At 36.2% G+C, this 18,605-nt stretch carries 19 protein-coding genes; 12 read left to right on the top strand and 7 right to left on the bottom strand.

The window, feature by feature from the left end; all coding sequences use genetic code 11:
* Positions 1-13: 13 nt before the first annotated feature.
* Positions 14-652, bottom strand: a complete 639-nt coding sequence (locus ACXKY9_RS25110; protein ID WP_000689925.1) for an NAD(P)-dependent oxidoreductase — start codon at positions 650-652, stop codon at positions 14-16.
* A 304-nt stretch (positions 653-956) separates the two neighbouring features.
* Between ACXKY9_RS25110 and ACXKY9_RS25105 the strand changes: the two genes are divergently transcribed.
* The 4 genes from ACXKY9_RS25105 to ACXKY9_RS25090 all read left to right on the top strand — a co-directional run bounded on the left by ACXKY9_RS25105 (position 957) and on the right by ACXKY9_RS25090 (position 7,169).
* Positions 957-2,387 carry an alanine/glycine:cation symporter family protein gene (locus ACXKY9_RS25105; protein ID WP_001022922.1) on the top strand — a complete coding sequence of 477 codons (1,431 nt, stop codon included), beginning with the start codon at positions 957-959 and terminating at the stop codon, positions 2,385-2,387.
* A gap of 331 nt (positions 2,388-2,718) precedes the next feature.
* Positions 2,719-4,161 carry an alanine/glycine:cation symporter family protein gene (locus ACXKY9_RS25100; protein WP_000346416.1) on the top strand — a complete coding sequence of 481 codons (1,443 nt, stop codon included), beginning with the start codon at positions 2,719-2,721 and terminating at the stop codon, positions 4,159-4,161.
* Positions 4,162-4,456: 295 nt separating this feature from the next.
* On the top strand, positions 4,457-5,638 hold the full coding sequence (locus ACXKY9_RS25095; RefSeq protein ID WP_000673839.1) for a NupC/NupG family nucleoside CNT transporter: 1,182 nt from the start codon (positions 4,457-4,459) through the stop codon (positions 5,636-5,638).
* A 349-nt stretch (positions 5,639-5,987) separates the two neighbouring features.
* Positions 5,988-7,169 carry a NupC/NupG family nucleoside CNT transporter gene (locus tag ACXKY9_RS25090; protein WP_000673874.1) on the top strand — a complete coding sequence of 394 codons (1,182 nt, stop codon included), beginning with the start codon at positions 5,988-5,990 and terminating at the stop codon, positions 7,167-7,169.
* Positions 7,170-7,213: 44 nt separating this feature from the next.
* Here ACXKY9_RS25090 and ACXKY9_RS25085 read toward each other — a convergent pair whose 3' ends face one another.
* The 3 genes from ACXKY9_RS25085 to ACXKY9_RS25075 form a co-directional block, all read right to left on the bottom strand.
* Complete coding sequence (locus tag ACXKY9_RS25085) at positions 7,214-8,383, bottom strand: DUF418 domain-containing protein (protein WP_001076355.1); 1,170 nt, start codon at positions 8,381-8,383, stop codon at positions 7,214-7,216.
* A gap of 150 nt (positions 8,384-8,533) precedes the next feature.
* Positions 8,534-9,040: a ferritin gene (locus ACXKY9_RS25080; protein ID WP_000949404.1), complete on the bottom strand. Its 507-nt coding sequence runs from the start codon at positions 9,038-9,040 to the stop codon at positions 8,534-8,536.
* A gap of 53 nt (positions 9,041-9,093) precedes the next feature.
* Positions 9,094-9,417, bottom strand: coding sequence for a MazG nucleotide pyrophosphohydrolase domain-containing protein (locus ACXKY9_RS25075; protein WP_000355749.1), 324 nt, complete (start codon positions 9,415-9,417; stop codon positions 9,094-9,096).
* A gap of 73 nt (positions 9,418-9,490) precedes the next feature.
* Here ACXKY9_RS25075 and ACXKY9_RS25070 point away from each other — a divergent pair, with 73 nt between their 5' ends.
* Together ACXKY9_RS25070 and ACXKY9_RS25065 are read left to right on the top strand one after the other, a co-directional pair.
* Positions 9,491-10,069, top strand: a complete 579-nt coding sequence (locus tag ACXKY9_RS25070; protein ID WP_001225751.1) for an LOG family protein — start codon at positions 9,491-9,493, stop codon at positions 10,067-10,069.
* Positions 10,070-10,173: 104 nt separating this feature from the next.
* Positions 10,174-10,455, top strand: coding sequence for a hypothetical protein (locus tag ACXKY9_RS25065; RefSeq protein ID WP_000390910.1), 282 nt, complete (start codon positions 10,174-10,176; stop codon positions 10,453-10,455).
* 16 nt (positions 10,456-10,471) lie between these two features.
* Here the strand turns inward: ACXKY9_RS25065 and ACXKY9_RS25060 are convergent, their stop codons facing one another.
* From ACXKY9_RS25060 to ACXKY9_RS25050, 3 genes are all read right to left on the bottom strand, one after another.
* A complete protein-coding gene (locus tag ACXKY9_RS25060) occupies positions 10,472-10,669 on the bottom strand; it encodes a hypothetical protein (protein WP_000656313.1) in 198 nt (65 codons plus the stop codon).
* 580 nt (positions 10,670-11,249) lie between these two features.
* Complete coding sequence (locus tag ACXKY9_RS25055) at positions 11,250-11,690, bottom strand: Dps family protein (RefSeq protein WP_001041895.1); 441 nt, start codon at positions 11,688-11,690, stop codon at positions 11,250-11,252.
* A gap of 705 nt (positions 11,691-12,395) precedes the next feature.
* A complete protein-coding gene (locus ACXKY9_RS25050) occupies positions 12,396-13,829 on the bottom strand; it encodes an alanine/glycine:cation symporter family protein (RefSeq protein ID WP_000227591.1) in 1,434 nt (477 codons plus the stop codon).
* Positions 13,830-14,238: 409 nt separating this feature from the next.
* Between ACXKY9_RS25050 and ACXKY9_RS25045 the strand changes: the two genes are divergently transcribed.
* The 6 genes from ACXKY9_RS25045 (at position 14,239) to ACXKY9_RS25020 (ending at position 18,451) form a co-directional block, all read left to right on the top strand.
* Positions 14,239-14,733: a cation:proton antiporter regulatory subunit gene (locus tag ACXKY9_RS25045; RefSeq protein WP_001026075.1), complete on the top strand. Its 495-nt coding sequence runs from the start codon at positions 14,239-14,241 to the stop codon at positions 14,731-14,733.
* Positions 14,734-14,737: 4 nt separating this feature from the next.
* A complete protein-coding gene (locus ACXKY9_RS25040; protein WP_000380223.1) occupies positions 14,738-15,937 on the top strand; it encodes a cation:proton antiporter in 1,200 nt (399 codons plus the stop codon).
* A 78-nt stretch (positions 15,938-16,015) separates the two neighbouring features.
* Positions 16,016-16,609, top strand: coding sequence for an undecaprenyl phosphate transporter UptA (uptA, locus tag ACXKY9_RS25035; RefSeq protein ID WP_000900222.1), 594 nt, complete (start codon positions 16,016-16,018; stop codon positions 16,607-16,609).
* A 137-nt stretch (positions 16,610-16,746) separates the two neighbouring features.
* A complete protein-coding gene (locus ACXKY9_RS25030) occupies positions 16,747-17,181 on the top strand; it encodes a DUF3920 family protein (protein ID WP_000422800.1) in 435 nt (144 codons plus the stop codon).
* 109 nt (positions 17,182-17,290) lie between these two features.
* Positions 17,291-17,701 (top strand): MarR family winged helix-turn-helix transcriptional regulator, encoded by a 411-nt coding sequence (locus tag ACXKY9_RS25025; protein WP_000845468.1) that lies wholly within the window; start codon positions 17,291-17,293, stop codon positions 17,699-17,701.
* A gap of 51 nt (positions 17,702-17,752) precedes the next feature.
* Complete coding sequence (locus ACXKY9_RS25020) at positions 17,753-18,451, top strand: pirin family protein (RefSeq protein WP_000488929.1); 699 nt, start codon at positions 17,753-17,755, stop codon at positions 18,449-18,451.
* Positions 18,452-18,605: the final 154 nt, after the last annotated feature.

Below are 18,605 nucleotides of genomic sequence, written 5' to 3'. Positions count from 1 at the left end.
CGAGCTTTTTTTATTATTCAGCTTCAGAAACTACTGTGAAGCGTTCGTTTACATGTTTTGGGTTTTCAATCTCATCAAGTGCTGCAACTGCGAAGTCTTCGTAACTTACGTAGCTATCACCTTTTGAGTTAACAAGAAGATTGTCTTTGCCAGCTTTGTAAGAACCAGTGCGTTTTCCTAATGCGAATAGTGCAGAAGGGCTGATGAATGTCCAAGTGATATCATTTGTTTGTTGTAAAATTTCTAAGTTTTTACCTTGGTTTTGAGCTGTTGCAAGATATTCTTTCGGGAAACCTGGTGTCTCAAATACACGTGTTGTTTTCTCTTTGTCTACAAATAAGCTTCCAGCGCCTCCAACTACAAGTAATTTTGTATTTGGTGCACCTTTCATAGCTTCAATAAGTACGTTTCCTGCATCTACGTGAAGGTGTTCTTCGCCTGCTGGAGCACCGAATGCATTTACAACTACGTCAAATGCCTGCAGGTCGTTAGATGTAAGAGAGAATACATCTTTCTCTAAAACTTTTACGTTTTCTTCTGTAATTTTTGCAGCGTTTCTTACGATTGCAGTTACTTCATGTCCGCGATTCAATGCTTCTTTTAAAATACGACTTCCTGCTTTACCAGTTGCTCCGATAATTCCGATTTTCATAATAAATCCCTCCAAAGTGTTTTGTTAAAGTGTATATCTGAAAGTAAATGAATTTGTTGTAATTAGGTTTGTTACAAACTGTTGTAATCATTATAGTTACGGGTTGGTATTTTTGTCAATAGGGTTGTTTGTGAATTTATTTTTTGTTTTAGTATGTACAGTTAGAGGGAGGGTAGTCAGTCATAAAGATATTGTTACTGTGAACCTGGCTAATATTTGGAAATTGCAAATTGTCGAAAAATGTTGATTTTTGAATGTTTTTTAAATATAATTCGTTTTATGGAGAAAAGGAGGGGTTAATTGTATGAATATTTTAGAGCAATTTATTTCATCAACAAATACAATTCTTTGGTCATATATTCTTATTGCAATGTTAATTGGTTTAGGTCTTTATTTTTCTATTAAATTGAAATTCGTACAAATTACTCATTTAGGGGAAATGGTTCGTTTAATGAGTGATGGACTAACTGGAAAGACACGTAAAAAGGGTAGCGTGTCATCGTTCCAAGCATTTTGTATGAGTTCTGCAGCTCGTATTGGTATCGGGAACTTAGCTGGTGTAGCGTTAGCTATTTCTATGGGAGGACCTGGAGCTGTATTTTGGATGTGGGTTATTGCGATTATCGGGGCTTCTTCAAGTTTCGTAGAAAGTACGCTTGCACAAATTTATAAAATAAAAGATGGCAGTGGCTTCCGTGGTGGTCCTGCTTATTATATGGAAAAAGGTTTAAATAAACGTTGGATGGGGATTTGGTTCTCTATTCTGATTACAATTAGTTACGGTTTAATTTTCAACTCAGTACAAGCAAACACAGTTACATTAGCGTTTAAAAATGCATTTGGTATTGAGCGTTACGTTGTTGGGATTGTATTAGCAGTATTAGTTGCGGTTATTATTTTTGGTGGTGTAAAAAGTATTGCACGTATGTCGGAAATGATTGTTCCGCCAATGGCAATTCTTTATATTGCGGTAGCGATTTTCGTTGTTATTAAAAACTTCTATTTACTACCAGATGTGTTTACAGAAATCTTTAAAGGTGCATTTGGTTTAGATTCAGCTGTAGGCGGTGGTATCGGTGCTGCGATGAAATATGGTATTCAGCGCGGATTATTTGCGAACGAAGCAGGTATGGGTAGTGCGCCGAACGCGGCAGCAACAGCTGATGTAACGCATCCAGCCAAACAAGGTTTTATTCAAACAATCGGGGTTTTAGTAGATACATTCTTAGTATGTACATCAACAGCATTTATCGTACTATGTTCTGGTGCATATAAAGCAACGAATTTAGAAGGTATTGAACTAACACAAAATGCATTAAGCTCACAAATTGGCCCATGGGCGAGCAGTTTCTTAGCGATTATTATTTTCTTATTCGCTTTCAGTTCACTTCTAGGAAACTACTACTATGGTGAAACAAATATTGAATTTATTAAGCAAAGCAAAACGTGGTTAACAATTTACCGTATTGCGGTAGTTGGAATGGTATTATTCGGTTCTGTTGCGACGCTTCAAGTTGTATGGAATATGGCAGACTTATTTATGGGTCTAATGGTAATAACGAACTTAATTGCGATTACACTTCTTGGCCGATTTGCGTACGCGGCATTAACAGACTATGTAAGGCAAAAGAAACAAGGGAAAGATCCAGTCTTCAGTGCAGATTCTATTCCTGGTTTAACGAATACAGAGTGCTGGGATAAGCCAGTGGTAACAGATAAAGAAAAAGCAGTGTAATTGAAAAGGCGAGCATCGAGGTAAATTTGATGCTCGCCTTTTTTGTTGTAGTAAATGATGAAAAGGGTGAGGGGTAATTATTAATATAACTTTTTTGTTTGTTCCTCTCGTTATTTGTGGGGAACGTACTGTTTTAAAAGTATGGCTGGGCGAAGAGGATAAGAGATTGAGTATTGGATAAATGCATGTAATAGCTATATTTTTATGAAAAAAACAAGTATGTTAATATAGTTAACGTATTCATGTCATGAAACCTAACATAAAGTTCTTGATTACTAAAAGTTTTTAGAATATAATTTTCTTATTGTTAGGAAGAGGGGGCAATGCAAATATGGATTTTTTAGCTAGGGTAATTGGGGATGTAAATAATATCCTTTGGTCATATGTCATTATTGCGATGTTAATTGGGTTAGGGCTCTATTTTTCATTTCGTGTGAAATTTGTCCAAGTTCGTTACTTCGGTGAAATGATTCGATTACTTGGGGATGGAGCAAGCTCGAAAACGAGAAAAGCGCAAAAAGAGAAGAGTGGCGTATCATCATTCCAAGCATTTTGTATGAGTACAGCTTCTCGTGTAGGTACTGGTAACTTAGCTGGTGTAGCTATCGCAATTTCAGCGGGTGGTCCAGGAGCAGTATTTTGGATGTGGTTAATCGCGGTAATTGGGGGTGCTTCTGCATTTGTAGAGAGCACATTAGCGCAAATTTATAAAGTGAAAGATGGGAATGCATTCCGTGGGGGCCCAGCGTATTATATGGAAAAGGGTTTAAATAAACGCTGGTTAGGTGTTGTGTTCTCTGTTCTAATAACAGTAAGTTTCGGATTGATTTTTAATGCTGTACAGTCTAATACTGTAGCGGCAGCTTTTGATGGGGCATTCAAAACAGATAGTAGATTAGTCGGTCTTGTTATGGCTGGTTTACTTGCAGTTATTATTTTCGGTGGAGTAAAACGAATTGCACGCGCGGTTGAAATGATTGTTCCAGTAATGGCAATTATTTATGTAGCAGTGGCATTATTCGTTGTCGTAACAAACATTACGGCAATTCCGTATGTATTTAAAGAGATTTTCTTACATGCTTTCGGAATTAAAGAAGTAGTAGGTGGGGGACTAGGAGCCGCGATTTTACTAGGGGTAAAACGCGGATTATTCTCAAATGAAGCAGGTATGGGGAGTGCGCCGAACGCAGCAGCGACTGCGAACGTAACGCACCCAGTTAAACAAGGTTTTATTCAAACTTTAGGGGTATTTACAGATACATTATTAATTTGTAGTTGTACAGCATTTATTATTCTTTTATCAGATGTGCATAATGCAGCTGATTTAAATGGAATTCAATTAACGCAGCAGGCGTTAAGTCAACATATCGGTCCATGGGCTTCTATATTTGTAGCAGTTGCAATCTTCTTGTTTGCATTCAGTTCATTAGTAGGTAACTACTACTATGGTGAAACAAATATTGAATTCTTAAATGGAAGTAAAGTGCTATTAACAGCGTACCGCATTGCTGTACTTGGTATGGTTATGTTAGGATCTGTAGCGACAATTCAAATCGTTTGGGATGTAGCAGATTTATTCATGGGTATTATGGCTGTTATTAACTTAGTGGCGATTGTATTCCTCTCTAAGTATGCTTTTGCGGCATTATCAGATTACGTAAATCAAAAGAAACAAGGGAAAGATCCGGTATTCTATGCGGATTCTATTCCAGGTTTGAAAAATACAGAGTGCTGGGATAAGTCAGCAGTAGCTGATAAAGAAAAAGCAGTATAATGAGGTGAGCATCAAGTGAAACTTGATGCTCATTTTTTGTTTTATCCAGTTGTTTATAGATGGTAAAAGACGAACATTTATGAGCATTTCATAATTAAATGTAATTTTTTAAAGAAAAGTGCGGATATGAGTTGTGATTTATGTTAGAATGGAAAATGCCTTTGAAACAAGAGTTTTTATGACATTTCCTATCCAATCGAAGGTTACGGAGGAGAAATGGAAAGTTCGGATTATTTCTTGTTTTGAATGGTCAGACGTTCAACGTTAATGAAGAGTTAAATGGAGGATTTTATTAATGAAGTTTGTTATGTTCCTTGTAGGATTACTCGTTGTATTTGTACTCGGTTTTCTTATAAGTGCCGATCGAAAGAAGATTAAGTATAAACCAATCGCAATTATGCTTATTATTCAGCTAGCATTATCTTATTTCTTATTAAATACGCAAGTTGGTTATATTTTAGTAAAAGGAATTTCAGATGGATTTGGCGCACTTCTTGGATATGCGGAAGCTGGAATCGTTTTCGTATTTGGTGGTCTTGTTAATAAAGGAGAGGTTTCATTCTTCTTAACAGCGCTATTACCAATCGTATTCTTTGCGGTTTTAATCGGAATTCTGCAACACTTTAAAATTTTACCGATATTTATTCGTGCTATTGGTACGTTGTTAAGTAAAGTAAATGGTCTAGGAAAACTAGAATCATATAATGCAGTAGCAGCTGCCATTGTTGGACAAGCAGAAGTATTTATTACAGTAAAAGATCAATTAAGTAAAATCCCAAAACATCGTTTATATACATTATGTGCATCTTCTATGTCGACAGTGTCGATGTCAATCGTTGGTTCTTATATGAAAATGATCGAACCGAAATATGTAGTAACAGCACTTGTATTAAATTTATTTAGTGGTTTCATTATCATTCATATTATTAACCCGTACGATATTACAGAAGAAGAAGATACACTGAAATTAGAAAATAAGAAAAAACAATCATTCTTTGAAATGCTAAGCGAGTACATTATGCTTGGTTTCACGATTGCGATTACAGTAGCAGCTATGTTACTTGGTTTTGTAGCATTAATTACAGCAATTAATAGCTTGTTTGATTCAATGTTCGGTATTACATTCCAAGCTATTTTAGGATATATTTTCTCACCATTAGCATTCGTAATGGGTATCCCGCAAGCTGAGATGGTAACAGCGGGACAAATTATGGCAACAAAATTAGTATCAAACGAGTTTGTTGCGATGCTTGATCTTGGAAAAGTAGCTGGTGATTTATCGGCTCGTACAGTTGGTATCCTTTCTGTATTCCTTGTATCATTTGCGAACTTCTCATCTATCGGAATTATCGCAGGTGCAACGAAAGGTATCGATGAAAATCAATCAAATGTTGTATCATCATTTGGTCTACGCCTTGTGTACGGTGCGACATTAGTAAGTATTCTATCAGCGATTATCGTTGGTGTTATGTTATAAAAAAAGATGGTCCTAGCTCATAGCTAGGGCTATTTTTATGGTAAATTTGCATGAAAAAACCAATTAATTAGGAATATATTAACATATAAAAATCTTTTAAAATTTATATTGCATTTCGTCTAGATAACGCTTACAATTTGATTTGTAGGTGGTATCAATTTCAGACTTTCAATTATGGTAGGAGAGAAGAAGCTACCTTTTATAAATTGCAATTTATGTAAACGCTTACTGATTTTAGATGACAGTTGAATAGTTTTAGGGGTTTTAAATTTTTTAACAACAATGGTCAGACGTCATTCGTTATACGTTATACGACCAATAACTCGTGGGAGAAGTGGAGGATTCACATATGAAGTTCGTAATGTTTCTAGTCGGTTTACTTGTAGTGTTTGTACTAGGTTTCCTTATCAGTTCAGATCGTAAGAAAATTAAATATAAACCAATTGCACTTATGCTTGTCATTCAATTGGTACTTGCGTATTTCTTACTAAATACAAAGGTCGGATTCGTATTAGTAAAAGGGATCGCAGATGGATTTGGCGCTATTTTAAAATTTGCGGAAGCTGGGGTTAATTTCGTATTTGGTGGTCTAGCAAACGATGGACAAGCACCATTCTTCTTAACAGTATTATTACCGATTATTTTCTTAGCAGTATTAATCGGGATTCTGCAACATATTAAAGTTTTACCGATTATCATTCGTGCAGTCGGTTTCCTATTAAGTAAAGTTAACGGTTTAGGAAAACTAGAATCATATAATGCGGTAGCAGCTGCAATCGTTGGTCAAGGGGAAGTATTCATTACAGTAAAAGATCAACTAAGCAAATTACCGAAAAATCGTTTATACACACTTTGTGCATCTTCAATGTCTACAGTATCGATGTCAATCGTCGGTTCTTATATGAAAATGATTGATCCAAAATATGTAGTAACAGCACTAGTATTAAACTTATTCAGTGGATTCATTATCGTTCATATCATTAATCCATATGAAGTAAAAGAAGAAGACGATATTTTAGAATTACAAGAAGACAAGAAACAAACATTCTTTGAAATGTTAGGCGAATATATTATGCTTGGTTTCTCAATCGCTGTAACAGTAGCGGCGATGTTAATCGGTTTCGTAGCATTAATTACAGCAATTAACGGTGTATTCGATTCAATTTTCGGAATCACATTCCAAAGCATTTTAGGATATATCTTCTCACCATTAGCATTCGTAATGGGTATTCCAACATCAGAGATGCTACAAGCAGGACAAATTATGGCAACAAAATTAGTAACGAACGAATTCGTTGCAATGCTTGACCTTGGTAAAGTAGCTGGTGATTTATCAGCTCGTACAGTAGGTATTTTATCTATCTTCCTTGTATCATTTGCGAACTTCTCATCTATTGGAATTATCGCAGGTGCAACGAAGAGTATCGATGGCAAACAAGCAAACGTTGTATCATCATTCGGTTTAAAACTTGTATACGGTGCAACGTTAGTAAGTATATTATCAGCGATTATCGTTGGGGTTATGCTTTAATAAATTAAGAAAAGCAATGAGCGTAGGCTCATTGCTTTTTTTGTTTAACTTGCTTTATCCAAGTTTCTTTTAAAACGTGGTTTCTCTAAATAAGTTCCCAGTCTCCACACATATTCCACTGGCCCCATTCGGTATTTCTGGAGCCAATAGGTGCTAACGAATAATTGAATCGTATAAATTCCGATGGTTAAAAGAATACCGAAGAAATAGCCGATTTTCCCGTATAAGCCAAATCCATATGCGTAAAAAATAGTTGTTGCGATAATAGATTGCGCTAAGTAATTACTAACGGACATTTTCCCCATGTTCGCCATGTATGTTAGTAGACGGGTTGCTTTTTTGTAATGGAATAATAAAATGATTGTGCTTCCGTAAAAGAAGGTCATAGTTACTGGTGTAAGGCCATCTTGTAACATAATTAAAAGCGGGTGCTTTACGAACATAGCTAAGATTTTAATTGTAAAAGAGAAGAGACCGGTGGCAAACCATATTTTTTTGACACCAGGTATATGTTTATTGACCTCAAATAGCCAGCCTTTTTTCCCTACATACATTCCGAGTAGGAACAGTGGAGACATAAAAATTATTGCGAAAACTGATATGAAAAATAATCCGAATGCACCGTCAATTCCCATGTAATCAAAAGGATTTTCAGTCAATCTAAAGTTGACGTGATCCATATAGCTTCCAGTTTGATGGACTTTATGTTCTTTTTCAGTATAAGGTGCAAAATCATTTATATTTGTAGATGGATCAGTTTGATAAGACATAAGTGTAATAAGTGCGAGTAGAATAATCGCCCAAATGAGCAAAGTTTTCGGTTTTCGATTGATGAACATCATTAAGAAAATCCCAATTATTCCGTATGCAAATAAAATATCTCCCTCCCAAACAAAAGTGCCGTGAATGTAGCCGAGTAGTAAAAGAATGATAATACGTCTTATGTATGTGGGGAAGAATTTTTTTCCTTTTGCGATAATACTTTTTTGTAACAAAATAATGCTAAGTCCAAATAGAAAAGAAAATAGGGATATAAAGTTATGTGTGCCGAAGAATTGAATAAACCAATTAGCGCCTTTATCAAGATCGCCGAATAGATAAGTTGGTTTTTCACTGGTGAAGAACCCGAATTGAATTAATGTCATATTGACTAGTAAAATGCCAAACAAAGCGAAACCACGAATTGCATCAACAGCTTCTACACGTTGATTCATTTTTCCTCTCCTCGTATATTCGTTTTTATATTGAAAATAATACCATTTTATAGCTGGCACTATGTCAAATATGAGGAAATTTAAGGTGATTTTAAGATAGAGAGCAAACAAAAAAATCACCTTAATTCATGTATTAAGGTGATTGAAATATTATTCAGCTGGAGGCGTAAATGTACGTTTCTCTAATTCAGCATCTAGCATAAACAGTGCGTTTGAATCGCTTGTAATACGTTTTAATTTTTGAATGATGCTATCGAATGAAGCTTCTTCTTCAACTTGTTCGTCAACGAACCATTTTAAGAATGTAATTGTTGCATGTTCACGCTCGTCCCAAGCGATATCAGATAAGTTGTAAATACGTTTCGTTACTTCACGCTCGTGCTCAAGTGCGACTTCAAAAGCGTTTAATACAGATTTGTATTCGTTATTCGGATTATCAAATCCAGTAATAATAGCGCGTTCTCCGCGGTCATTAATATAGTTGTAAAGCTTCATTGCGTGGAAACGTTCTTCTTCAGCTTGTACAAGGAAAAAGTTAGCGAATCCATCATAGCTCTCAGCTGTACAGTAAGCAGCCATTGCCATATAAGCATGGGCAGAGTAAAATTCAAAGTTCATTTGTTCATTTAATGCGTCGTGCAATTTTTTTGATAACATAAAATCCCCCTTAGTATTGTGACAATAATATTATACCATAATTGATAATATTCTCATTTAGATACTTCGAACCTTTTCGAAAGCTTTGTGACGTGTGCATCCATAATGTCTTGTAAGTCTAAATCATATTTTTGCGAAAGAATAATAAGGTTAGATAGTACATCGCCAAGTTCTTCTTTTAGTTCTTGTTTTAGCTCTTCTTCTGTTTTCGCATCTTCATCAGGGCGATCGCGGCCAATTTCAATAGCACGAACGACTCGTGAAACTTCCCCAACTTCCTCGGTTAAGAAATTTAAGCGAATAAAGGCATTATACTGTGACCAGCTTCGTTTTTCGTAAAATTCCTCAACCCATCTTTGAAATGCAACGATATCCATTTCTTCCTCATCTCCTCAATATGTTGTACAATGTTCATTGTATCATAACAATATATAGTTTCGGGGTGTAGGGATGAGAAAGATTTGTGTGTTTGCAGGTTCTAATTTAGGAGAGAGACCAGAATTTAAAGAGCAGGCAATTCAGTTAGGTAAAATGTTTGTTGAGAACGACTATGAGCTCGTATACGGTGGTTCATGTGTCGGATTAATGGGAGAAGTAGCAAACGAAGTTCTTCGTTTAGGTGGACGTGTAACAGGTGTTATGCCGCGCGGTCTATTCCGAGGAGAAATTGTGCATACAGGATTAACAGAATTAATTGAAGTAGAGACGATGCACGAACGTAAAGCTAAAATGGCAGAGCTTGCAGATGCTTTTATTGCGCTTCCAGGCGGATACGGAACGTTTGAAGAACTATTTGAAGTTGTATGTTGGTCACAAATTGGTATACATAATAAGCCGGTTGGTTTATTAAACATAAAAGGTTTTTACGGACCAATTTTGCAAATGGTTGAACGTGCAGCAGAAGAAGGATTTATGAATCCATCAAATAAAGAATTGATCGTTTCAGCAGAGACAGCAGATAAACTGATTCATGCAATCCAAAATTATGAGCGTCCTGTTTTGGGAACGAAGTGGAAGCAACTATCATAGCAAATACGGAAACACATGTCGTTTTAATTTAAGATGGCATGTGTTTTTAATTTGGTTAAATATGTTAATTTTTAGATGTAATGTTTTTGGAAAAGGAGAAAGAGATGGAGGAGTTTGTGTATTTAAGACCGGTCTTTAAAAGTATTTTAGCAGCATCTATTCTTGTTATGCTAATTGTTTTGAGACAGAAGAAAGAGTTGATTAATGAATTTTCGCTTTGGTTTATCTCGGTATTGTGTATCGGTGTTTCCGCGATAACGTTGTTTATGTCTGGGTTTATCGTTGATGAGTATAATCTAGGTGGAGATCCACAATCGTTTTGTATGTTTATTGCGATTGGTTGTATTAGTGGTCTGAATTTCATTATTTATTACAGAAGGCAATAAAAAGAGGCATTCCGTATTACTTTGGAATGCCTTTATTATTTTGATTGCTTTGCTTTTTATACAGGTACCAGCCACCCCAGCCGCCACCAATTGCTACGACAACGAGGAAAGCATAGTCCTTAACCTCGACACGTATATTGAAAATATTAGCTATAAGTAAGAGAATCCCAACTGTTATTAACGCAAAAAATGCTCTAATTAAGTAGTCTTTCAACTGAACCACTCCCGTCATTTAAGTAGTAAATGATGAATTTGGAAAAGCTAAAGGGTGTTTCCTATATTTTAACATAGATGAGATTGTAATATATTGATAAAAGTAGGGGAGAGAGGCGTGTTAATATTGTCGTGATTTGTCGATAAGTCGATATAATTGAAAAATCGCTGATATATTGGATGGAATCGCCGATATAATTGGATAATCGCTGATATATTGGGGAGAATCGCCGATATGTTGGAAAAATCGCTGATATAAATTTCATGTACCAGCATGCGCGATCAATCTATAGAAAAAAGCGACTCTGAACGAGCCGCTTCCGCTTTAAAGTAATATTCAGCTCCGGTAGCTAGAATGTTCGGTGGCTTCGCTTTTTCCTGCGAGGCAAAGAGCGCCTCTACGTCAAAAGCTCCATCTCCCTCACATTCTGAGCAAGCTACCTCCGCTTTTAGGTGATATCCAGCTCCAGCGGCTAGAATCTCCGGTCATTTCACTCTCTCGCTCGAAGCAAAAAGCGCTTCAAGGTCGAGAGCTCCAATGCCCTGCGATTTTGAGCAAGCCGCTTCCGCTTTTAAATCTATTATTGATTCAAGAACGCACGTAGCATCCAAGCGTGTTTTTCTAGTTCTGTGTAGATGCCTAGTAGTAGGTCAGATGTCATTTCATCGTCAGAGTCTTGAGCGATTTCCATGCCTTTTTTCAGTTCGACTAGCATCATTTCGTAGTCTTTCATGATTGCTTCGACCATCCCTTCTGCAGTTTCTCCGTATGCTGCTTCTTGAATAGAAGATAGTTCTAAGTATTCTTTCATTGTTGCTACTGGTTTGCCGCCAATTGCTAAAATACGTTCTGCAATTTCATCGATGTGAGTAGCTGATTCTGTGTAAAGTTCTTCGAATTTCTCGTGTAATGTGAAGAATTGAGGTCCTTTTACGTACCAATGGAAGTTGTGAAGTTTTGTGAATAAAACGCTCCAGTCTGCTACTTGTTTGTTTAATACTTCGATTACTTGTTTGTTCATTATGATCAATCTCCTTTTGAGTTGTTATGTGATATCAATTACTAATTTATAATAATTATAATCTAGTAATCTCTATAAATCAACCCTTTTGCTGGAATTAATTTGAACAAATTATGAACTGTTGTAAATAAAAGGCCCTATTACGGTGAAGTAATAGGGCCTTTGTTTGAGATATGGCTCTTGTTCTGAACGAGCCGCTTGTGCTTTTAATGATATCCAGCTCCGGTGACTAGAATCTCCGGTCATTTCGCGCCTTCCTGTGAGGCAAAGAACGCCTCTTCGTCAGGAGCTCCAATGCCCTCCTGTTCTGAGCAAGTCACCTCCGCTTTTAATTGATATCCAGCTCCGGTGACTAGACCAGTCGGTCATTTCGCGCCTTCCTGTGAGGCAAAGAACGCCTCTTCGTCAGGAGCTCCAATGCCCTCCTGTTCTGAGCAAGTCACCTCCGCTTTTAATTGATATCCAGCTCCGGTGACTAGACCAGTCGGTCATTTCGCGCCTTCCTGTGAGGCAAAGAACGCCTCTTCGTCAGGAGCTCCAATGCCCTCCTGTTCTGAGCAAGTCACCTCCGCTTTTAATTGATATCCAGCTCCAGCGGCTAGAATCTCCGGTCATTTCGCTCTCTCGCTCGAAGCAAAAAGCGCTTCAAGGTCGAGAGCTTGAAGTGTCCTGCGATTCTGAACGAGCCGCTTCCGCTTTTATTTGTTAAACAGCCTTTTGTTTTTCTTCTACATCTTGCCCATCCCAGCACTCTGTATTCTTTAAGCCAGGGATAGAGTTTGCAACGAAGACAGGATCTTTTCCTTGTTTCTTTTGCTTCAAATAGTCTACTAATGCAGCGTAAGCAAATTTGCTAAGGAATGAGATGGCAATTAAGTTTGTGAATACCATTAGTCCCATGAATAAATCAGCTAAACTCCAAACTGTTTTAAGAGCAGCGATTGATCCGAAGAATACCATTCCGACAACTGCAACACGATAAATCATTAACCATGTTTTACTTTCTTTAATGAATGCGATATTTGTTTCACCATAATAGTAGTTTCCTAGAAGTGAACTGAAAGCGAATAGGAAAATAATAATCGCTAAGAAAGTGCTTGCCCACGGTCCAATTTGTGAACTTAATGCGTTTTGTGTTAATTCGATACCTTCTAAATTTGATCCTTTGTAAAGTCCAGAACATAATACGATAAATGCTGTTGATGTACATACTAAGAATGTATCTACGAAAACGCCTAACGCTTGAACAAGCCCTTGTTTTACAGGGTGAGATACATCAGATGTTGCGGCTGCATTAGGAGAACTACCCATTCCCGCTTCTGTAGCGAATAAACCGCGCTGAATTCCGAACTTGATTGCTGCTCCAATACCACCAGCGATGGCTTGGTCTAAACCGAATGCACCGTTAAAGATTTCCATGAAAATGCTTGGTAACATACTGAAGTTGTTAATAACGACAAAAATAGCCACGCCGATATAAACGATTGCCATTGGCGGAACAATCATTTCTGTAATACGTGAAATGCTCTTAATGCCACCAAAAATAATAACTGCAACTAATAAGGCTAATAGAGCTCCTACGATTGTTCGCTCTAGTCCAAAAGCATTTTCAAACGCTATTGTTACTGTATTTGCTTGCACTGAATTGAAAATTAATCCATACGCAACTGTAATAAGAAGTGAAAACCAGACGCCCATCCAGCGTTTGTTTAACCCTTTTTCCATGTAATATGCTGGTCCACCACGGAACCTACTTCCATCTTTTACTTTATAAATTTGCGCAAGTGTACATTCTACAAAACTAGTAGCTGCTCCGATAATTGCGATAAACCACATCCAAAATATTGCGCCAGGTCCACCCATTGAAATTGCTAATGCTACACCAGCTAAGTTTCCGATACCGATACGTGCTGCTGCACTTAAGCAAAATGCTTGGAATGGTGAGATGCTATCTTTCTTTTTTTCTTTTCGATTAAACCCTTTACTAATTAAGCTGACCATCTCACTGAAATGAGTAATTTGGACAAATTTTAATTTAAAAGAGAAGTAAAGACCGAAGCCGATTAGCATTGCAATAAGAATATATGACCATAAAATATTATTCGTTACCTCAAGGAATCTGCTAAAGATATCAACCATATAATACACTTCCTTTTTTTCGTAATAAGAAAATTATATGCAAAAAATATACGAGAATCAATTTTTCTAAAAAATTATGTTACTTAAAACATTTTTGTGTTATGATTATGTTACATCGTAATATTTTTAGAATTATTTACATTTTAAAAAACTAAATTTAAAGCGAGAAAGTGGGGATAATTTGAAAGAAGATTCTTTATGGAAAGTAAGCCTTGAGAGTTTGAAAATGAGAAGTAATATATTTTTTATCATTACATCTTTAAGTATCTTTTTAGGGTCCACTTATTATTACAATAAAAGATTTCCAAATCACAAATATCCTGAGTGGTTAGAATTTCTAAAGTTGATTGGATGAATAAAAGACAGAAAAACAGAAAATTAAAATAAACAAGTTATGGAGGAGCTAAAAATGAATATTAGAGAAAGTGAACTTCCGGGTATTGGTTATAAGTTTCAAATCGTTACGAAAGGTAATGAAAAGATGGTAATTGTCATTCATGATGATGGTCGTAGAGAAATGTATCATTTTGATTCAGACCATGAAGAAAGCATCTCAAGTATTTCACTACGTGACTCAGAGGCAAGACAAATCGCTGCAATATTAGGTGGAATGGTATATAAGCCTAGGGCGTTAGAAAATGTTGAGATGGTTTTTGAAGGTTTAGCGATTGAGTGGTTCAAAGTGGAGAATACAGCTCCAGCAATCGGAAAAACAATTGGCGATCTTGAAATAAGAAAAACATATAGCGTAACAATAATCGCGGTTATGAAGAAGAACATGAAGAAGCTATTTAATCCAGGACCAGAAACAGTAATTGAAGAAGGAGATATGCTTGTAGTTTCAGGTGAGAGAGAAGAAATTAAAAAAATCATTAATGAATTACTTTCAAATAGGGGGGACTGATTAGATGGATACGTTAATTTTTGAAGTTGGTACAGCTTTAGTTTTAGTGGCAATTGCAGCAGTAATTGCTGGGAAATTTAAATTCTCAGTAATTCCTTTTCTAATCGTTCTTGGAATGTTAGTAGGACCGCATGCACCGACAATAGGTGTTATCGATCTCAAATTTATTGAAAGTGCAAGTGTAATTTCCTTCCTTGGACGAATTGGGGTTCTATTCCTTCTATTCTATCTAGGATTAGAATTTTCAATGAAAAAACTAATTAAATCTGGACGCTCTATTGCGATTGGCGGAACGATTTATATTTTAATTAACTTTTCACTTGGTTTGTTATACGGATTTATAATGGGATTCCCATTACTAGAAATCTTAATTATTGCGGGTATTATTACGATTTCTTCTAGCGCTATCGTTGCTAAAGTGTTAGTGGACTTAAGAAGAACTGGTAATAATGAAACCGAATTAATTTTAGGAATTATTATGTTTGAAGATATATTCCTTGCTGTATATTTATCAGTTGTTTCTGGTTTAGTACTTGGAGATCACGCTTCCTTCTTAGGTGCCCTTACTTCAATTGGAATTGCTTTAGGATATATGCTTCTATTCTTTATAGTAGCTAGAAAGGCTACGCCGTTATTAAATAAATTGCTCAATATTAGCTCAGATGAAATCTTTATTATTGTAGTATTTGCTTCGTTATTCTTCATTGCTGGTTTTTCAGAAACAATTCACGTTGCAGAAGCAATTGGAGCACTTCTTCTAGGATTAGTTTTCTCTGAGACAGAGCATAGTGACCGAATTGAACATCTTGTTGTTCCATTTAGAGACTTTTTCGGAGCTATTTTCTTCTTCAGCTTCGGGTTAAGTATTGATCCGTTCTCATTAGGCGGAGCGATATGGTTAACGTTAGGTGCTGTCCTTCTTACGATAATCGGTAACTTTGTAGCAGGAATGATTGCAGGAAGACAAGCTGGATTATCTCATAAAGCATCAACAAATATCGGATTAACAATCGTTTCCAGAGGAGAGTTCTCCATCATTATGGCTAATATCGGTATCGCCGGTGGTTTAATGTCAGTACTGAAACCATTCTCAGCACTATACGTGCTTATACTATCCATTTTAGGCCCACTTCTGACAAAAGAGTCGAAGAATGTATATAAATTCTTAAATAAAATCTTTAAGTGGGATACGAAGACTAACTAAATTAAAAAAATAAAAGTACAAGATATTTCCTGCTTGTACTTTTATTTTGGTGATGAAAACAGTAAAGAGAGGTACATGATGTTAGGAGAGTTGATTCATTCGGTTTTAGTTTTTTTAGAAGGACTTGGTTATTGGGGAATTATGCTTGGATTAATGCTAGAGGTTATTCCAAGTGAAATCGTATTGTCTTATGCAGGCTATTTAGTATCAACAGGAAGCATTACATTTTGGGGCGCTGTCGCGTTCGGTACAATTGGTGGTGTAATTGCACAACTATTCATTTATTGGATTGGTCGATATGGAGGAAGACCTGTTCTTGAGCGATATGGAAAATATATTTTAATTCAGAAGAAACATATTGATTATGCTGAAGATTGGTTTAATCGTTATGGAACTGGCGTTATCTTTACCGCACGTTTTATTCCGGTTGTGCGTCATGCTATTTCGATACCAGCGGGTATTGCGAAAATGTCACATGCTAAGTTTATTACGCTAACTACATTAGCTGTTATTCCGTGGTCAATTGTGTTTGTATATTTAGGTTTTAAATTAGGAACAGAGTGGGAAAGTATTAATAAAGTTGCGGGGCCATATGTGAAATACTTTGCACTTGTTGCTATTGTTAGTGCAATTGGTTATTTTGTATTAAAAAAAATGATGAAAAAAAAGTGATTACAGAAAAGGAATCTATGTCGACGTAGATTCCTTTTTTATTGGCATTTTTTCAAGGATGAAAGAATACGTTTAATATTTACTATATTGTGGCATACATATAGAAAAAGGGTGCTTGGAAAGGGGAATAAAGAGAAATGGAACTCCAGTTTCAAAATGTATATCAACAGGTAGAGAATTGGTATGTGTTGGATTCGGAGCTTCCTTGGGATGTCAAAAAGTTGAGAGAGGATTTGTTTTCTCTTATTGAAGTATGTAAAACGCCCGTTATTTTTTGTGATACGTGTGATGCAAATGATGTGCTTCTATCATTAGGGGAAGAGGAAGAAGAGTTCCTATTCCCAGTAGGTGGTTTTTATCATAAAGAAAAGCAATTAATTTTCGTTTGTATGTGGGAAGAGTATGATCAAGTTCTCAAAACGCTACTGCATGAATTCCGCCATGCGATGCAGCATAAGAGAGATATATTGTATGTGGGAAGTGAACGGTACGAAGAGCGGTGGATTGAAAAAGATGCGAGGAAGTTCGCGGAGAGGAAATTGGATGAATATAAGAGTAGAAAGTTAATGTAAAGCATAGTGGAGAAATAGCGCTGTGCTTTTTATGCTTATTAAAAATAAGTATTTGACTTTTATTAAGTTTAGTTCTAAACTAATGATATGAAACGAGCGAGGTGATGAAATGAAAACAGAAGATAGACTAGGGCTACTATTATGGTTTCGTTTGTCACGCTTTTATAATAAGAGTATTCGTGAGACGAATCAGCATTTGAAAAAATGGAATATATCTGCCGCCCAGTTTGATGTGTTAGCTCAAGTTGGAGGATATAATCGTTTAACGCAGCAAGAACTTGGAAATAAGCTATTTGTTACGAAAGGAAATGTAACGCAGCTTTTAAATAAAATGGAGCAGCTTGAGTGGATTTTGCGTGAACAAGAGGGTACTACGAAATATATTTCTTTAACAGAAAAGGGAAGAGCTTTATATGAGGAAATCGTCCCACCTCAAGAAACGTTCCAAGCAGAGAAGTTTCATAATTTAAATATAGAGGAACAAAAGCAGTTATTAACACTATTAAAAAAGTTACAGTAAGAAAAAATTTTAAAATAAATCTCGAATTCGAGATAGTATGAGGTGAAGGATATGTTTAGAAAAGTTGATCATAAAAATATGGGCAGAGCAAATCATGGTTGGTTAAATACACATTTTCATTTTTCTTTTGCCAATTACTACAATCCAAATAACATGAACTTCGGAGCGTTACGTGTTATTAATGATGATCTAGTAGCGGCGCAAACTGGTTTTGATATGCATCCACATCGTGATATGGAGATTATTTCTTACGTTGTAGATGGTGCTTTAACACATGAAGACAGCATGGGAAATCGCGGAACGATTGAGCGTGGACATGTTCAATATATGAGTGCTGGCACGGGTGTATTTCATAGCGAGCATAATTTAGGCGATGAAACGCTGCGTTTATTACAAATTTGGATTTTACCAGACCGTGCAGATCATAAACCAAACTATGGTGAGTTTAAATTTGATTGGAGCAAGCGTGAAAATGAATGGTTCCATATGGTATCTTCAGTAGAAGGAAATGCACCAATTCAAATTCACCAAGATGCGAATTTATATTCCTTATCATTAGAGGCTGGAAAAGAAATTCATTTTCCAGTGAAAGAAGGCCGTCAATTGTATCTTGTACAAATTGAAGGAAGCAGTGTAATCAATGGTGAAACGTTTGTTATGCGGGATGCGGCAGAATCTGTAGAAGAAGATATTCACATTCAAGCGAAAGAGCAATCACACTATTTAGCAATTGAATTGAAAAAACAATAAAAGGTTTATAGAAAAGAGGACATCCGATAGATGTCCTCTTTTTTGGATTGGAATTATCTGAAAAATGTTTCTCAAATTTTCGGTAGAGGTATCGGCTGGGAAAATAAGAATTGTATAAAAGTGTCAAAAATCTTTATGGGAATGGGGAATGTTA

The sequence above is a fragment of the Bacillus sp. 2175 genome, from assembly GCF_057812155.1.
Note: the sequence above shows the minus strand (reverse complement) of the source record. Positions and strands in the feature narration are given on the sequence as shown.

Coding starts and splice junctions, on each gene's coding strand:
- ACXKY9_RS25100 (WP_000346416.1), top strand. CDS start 2,719: ATGGATTTTTTAGCTAGGGTAATTGGGGATGTAAATAATATCCTTTGG.
- ACXKY9_RS25045 (WP_001026075.1), top strand. CDS start 14,239: ATGAATATTAGAGAAAGTGAACTTCCGGGTATTGGTTATAAGTTTCAA.
- ACXKY9_RS25085 (WP_001076355.1), bottom strand. CDS start 8,383: ATGAATCAACGTGTAGAAGCTGTTGATGCAATTCGTGGTTTCGCTTTG.
- ACXKY9_RS25040 (WP_000380223.1), top strand. CDS start 14,738: ATGGATACGTTAATTTTTGAAGTTGGTACAGCTTTAGTTTTAGTGGCA.
- ACXKY9_RS25030 (WP_000422800.1), top strand. CDS start 16,747: ATGGAACTCCAGTTTCAAAATGTATATCAACAGGTAGAGAATTGGTAT.
- uptA (WP_000900222.1), top strand. CDS start 16,016: ATGTTAGGAGAGTTGATTCATTCGGTTTTAGTTTTTTTAGAAGGACTT.
- ACXKY9_RS25075 (WP_000355749.1), bottom strand. CDS start 9,417: ATGGATATCGTTGCATTTCAAAGATGGGTTGAGGAATTTTACGAAAAA.
- ACXKY9_RS25050 (WP_000227591.1), bottom strand. CDS start 13,829: ATGGTTGATATCTTTAGCAGATTCCTTGAGGTAACGAATAATATTTTA.
- ACXKY9_RS25105 (WP_001022922.1), top strand. CDS start 957: ATGAATATTTTAGAGCAATTTATTTCATCAACAAATACAATTCTTTGG.
- ACXKY9_RS25095 (WP_000673839.1), top strand. CDS start 4,457: ATGAAGTTTGTTATGTTCCTTGTAGGATTACTCGTTGTATTTGTACTC.
- ACXKY9_RS25025 (WP_000845468.1), top strand. CDS start 17,291: ATGAAAACAGAAGATAGACTAGGGCTACTATTATGGTTTCGTTTGTCA.
- ACXKY9_RS25055 (WP_001041895.1), bottom strand. CDS start 11,690: ATGAACAAACAAGTAATCGAAGTATTAAACAAACAAGTAGCAGACTGG.
- ACXKY9_RS25090 (WP_000673874.1), top strand. CDS start 5,988: ATGAAGTTCGTAATGTTTCTAGTCGGTTTACTTGTAGTGTTTGTACTA.
- ACXKY9_RS25110 (WP_000689925.1), bottom strand. CDS start 652: ATGAAAATCGGAATTATCGGAGCAACTGGTAAAGCAGGAAGTCGTATT.
- ACXKY9_RS25020 (WP_000488929.1), top strand. CDS start 17,753: ATGTTTAGAAAAGTTGATCATAAAAATATGGGCAGAGCAAATCATGGT.
- ACXKY9_RS25070 (WP_001225751.1), top strand. CDS start 9,491: ATGAGAAAGATTTGTGTGTTTGCAGGTTCTAATTTAGGAGAGAGACCA.
- ACXKY9_RS25065 (WP_000390910.1), top strand. CDS start 10,174: ATGGAGGAGTTTGTGTATTTAAGACCGGTCTTTAAAAGTATTTTAGCA.
- ACXKY9_RS25080 (WP_000949404.1), bottom strand. CDS start 9,040: ATGTTATCAAAAAAATTGCACGACGCATTAAATGAACAAATGAACTTT.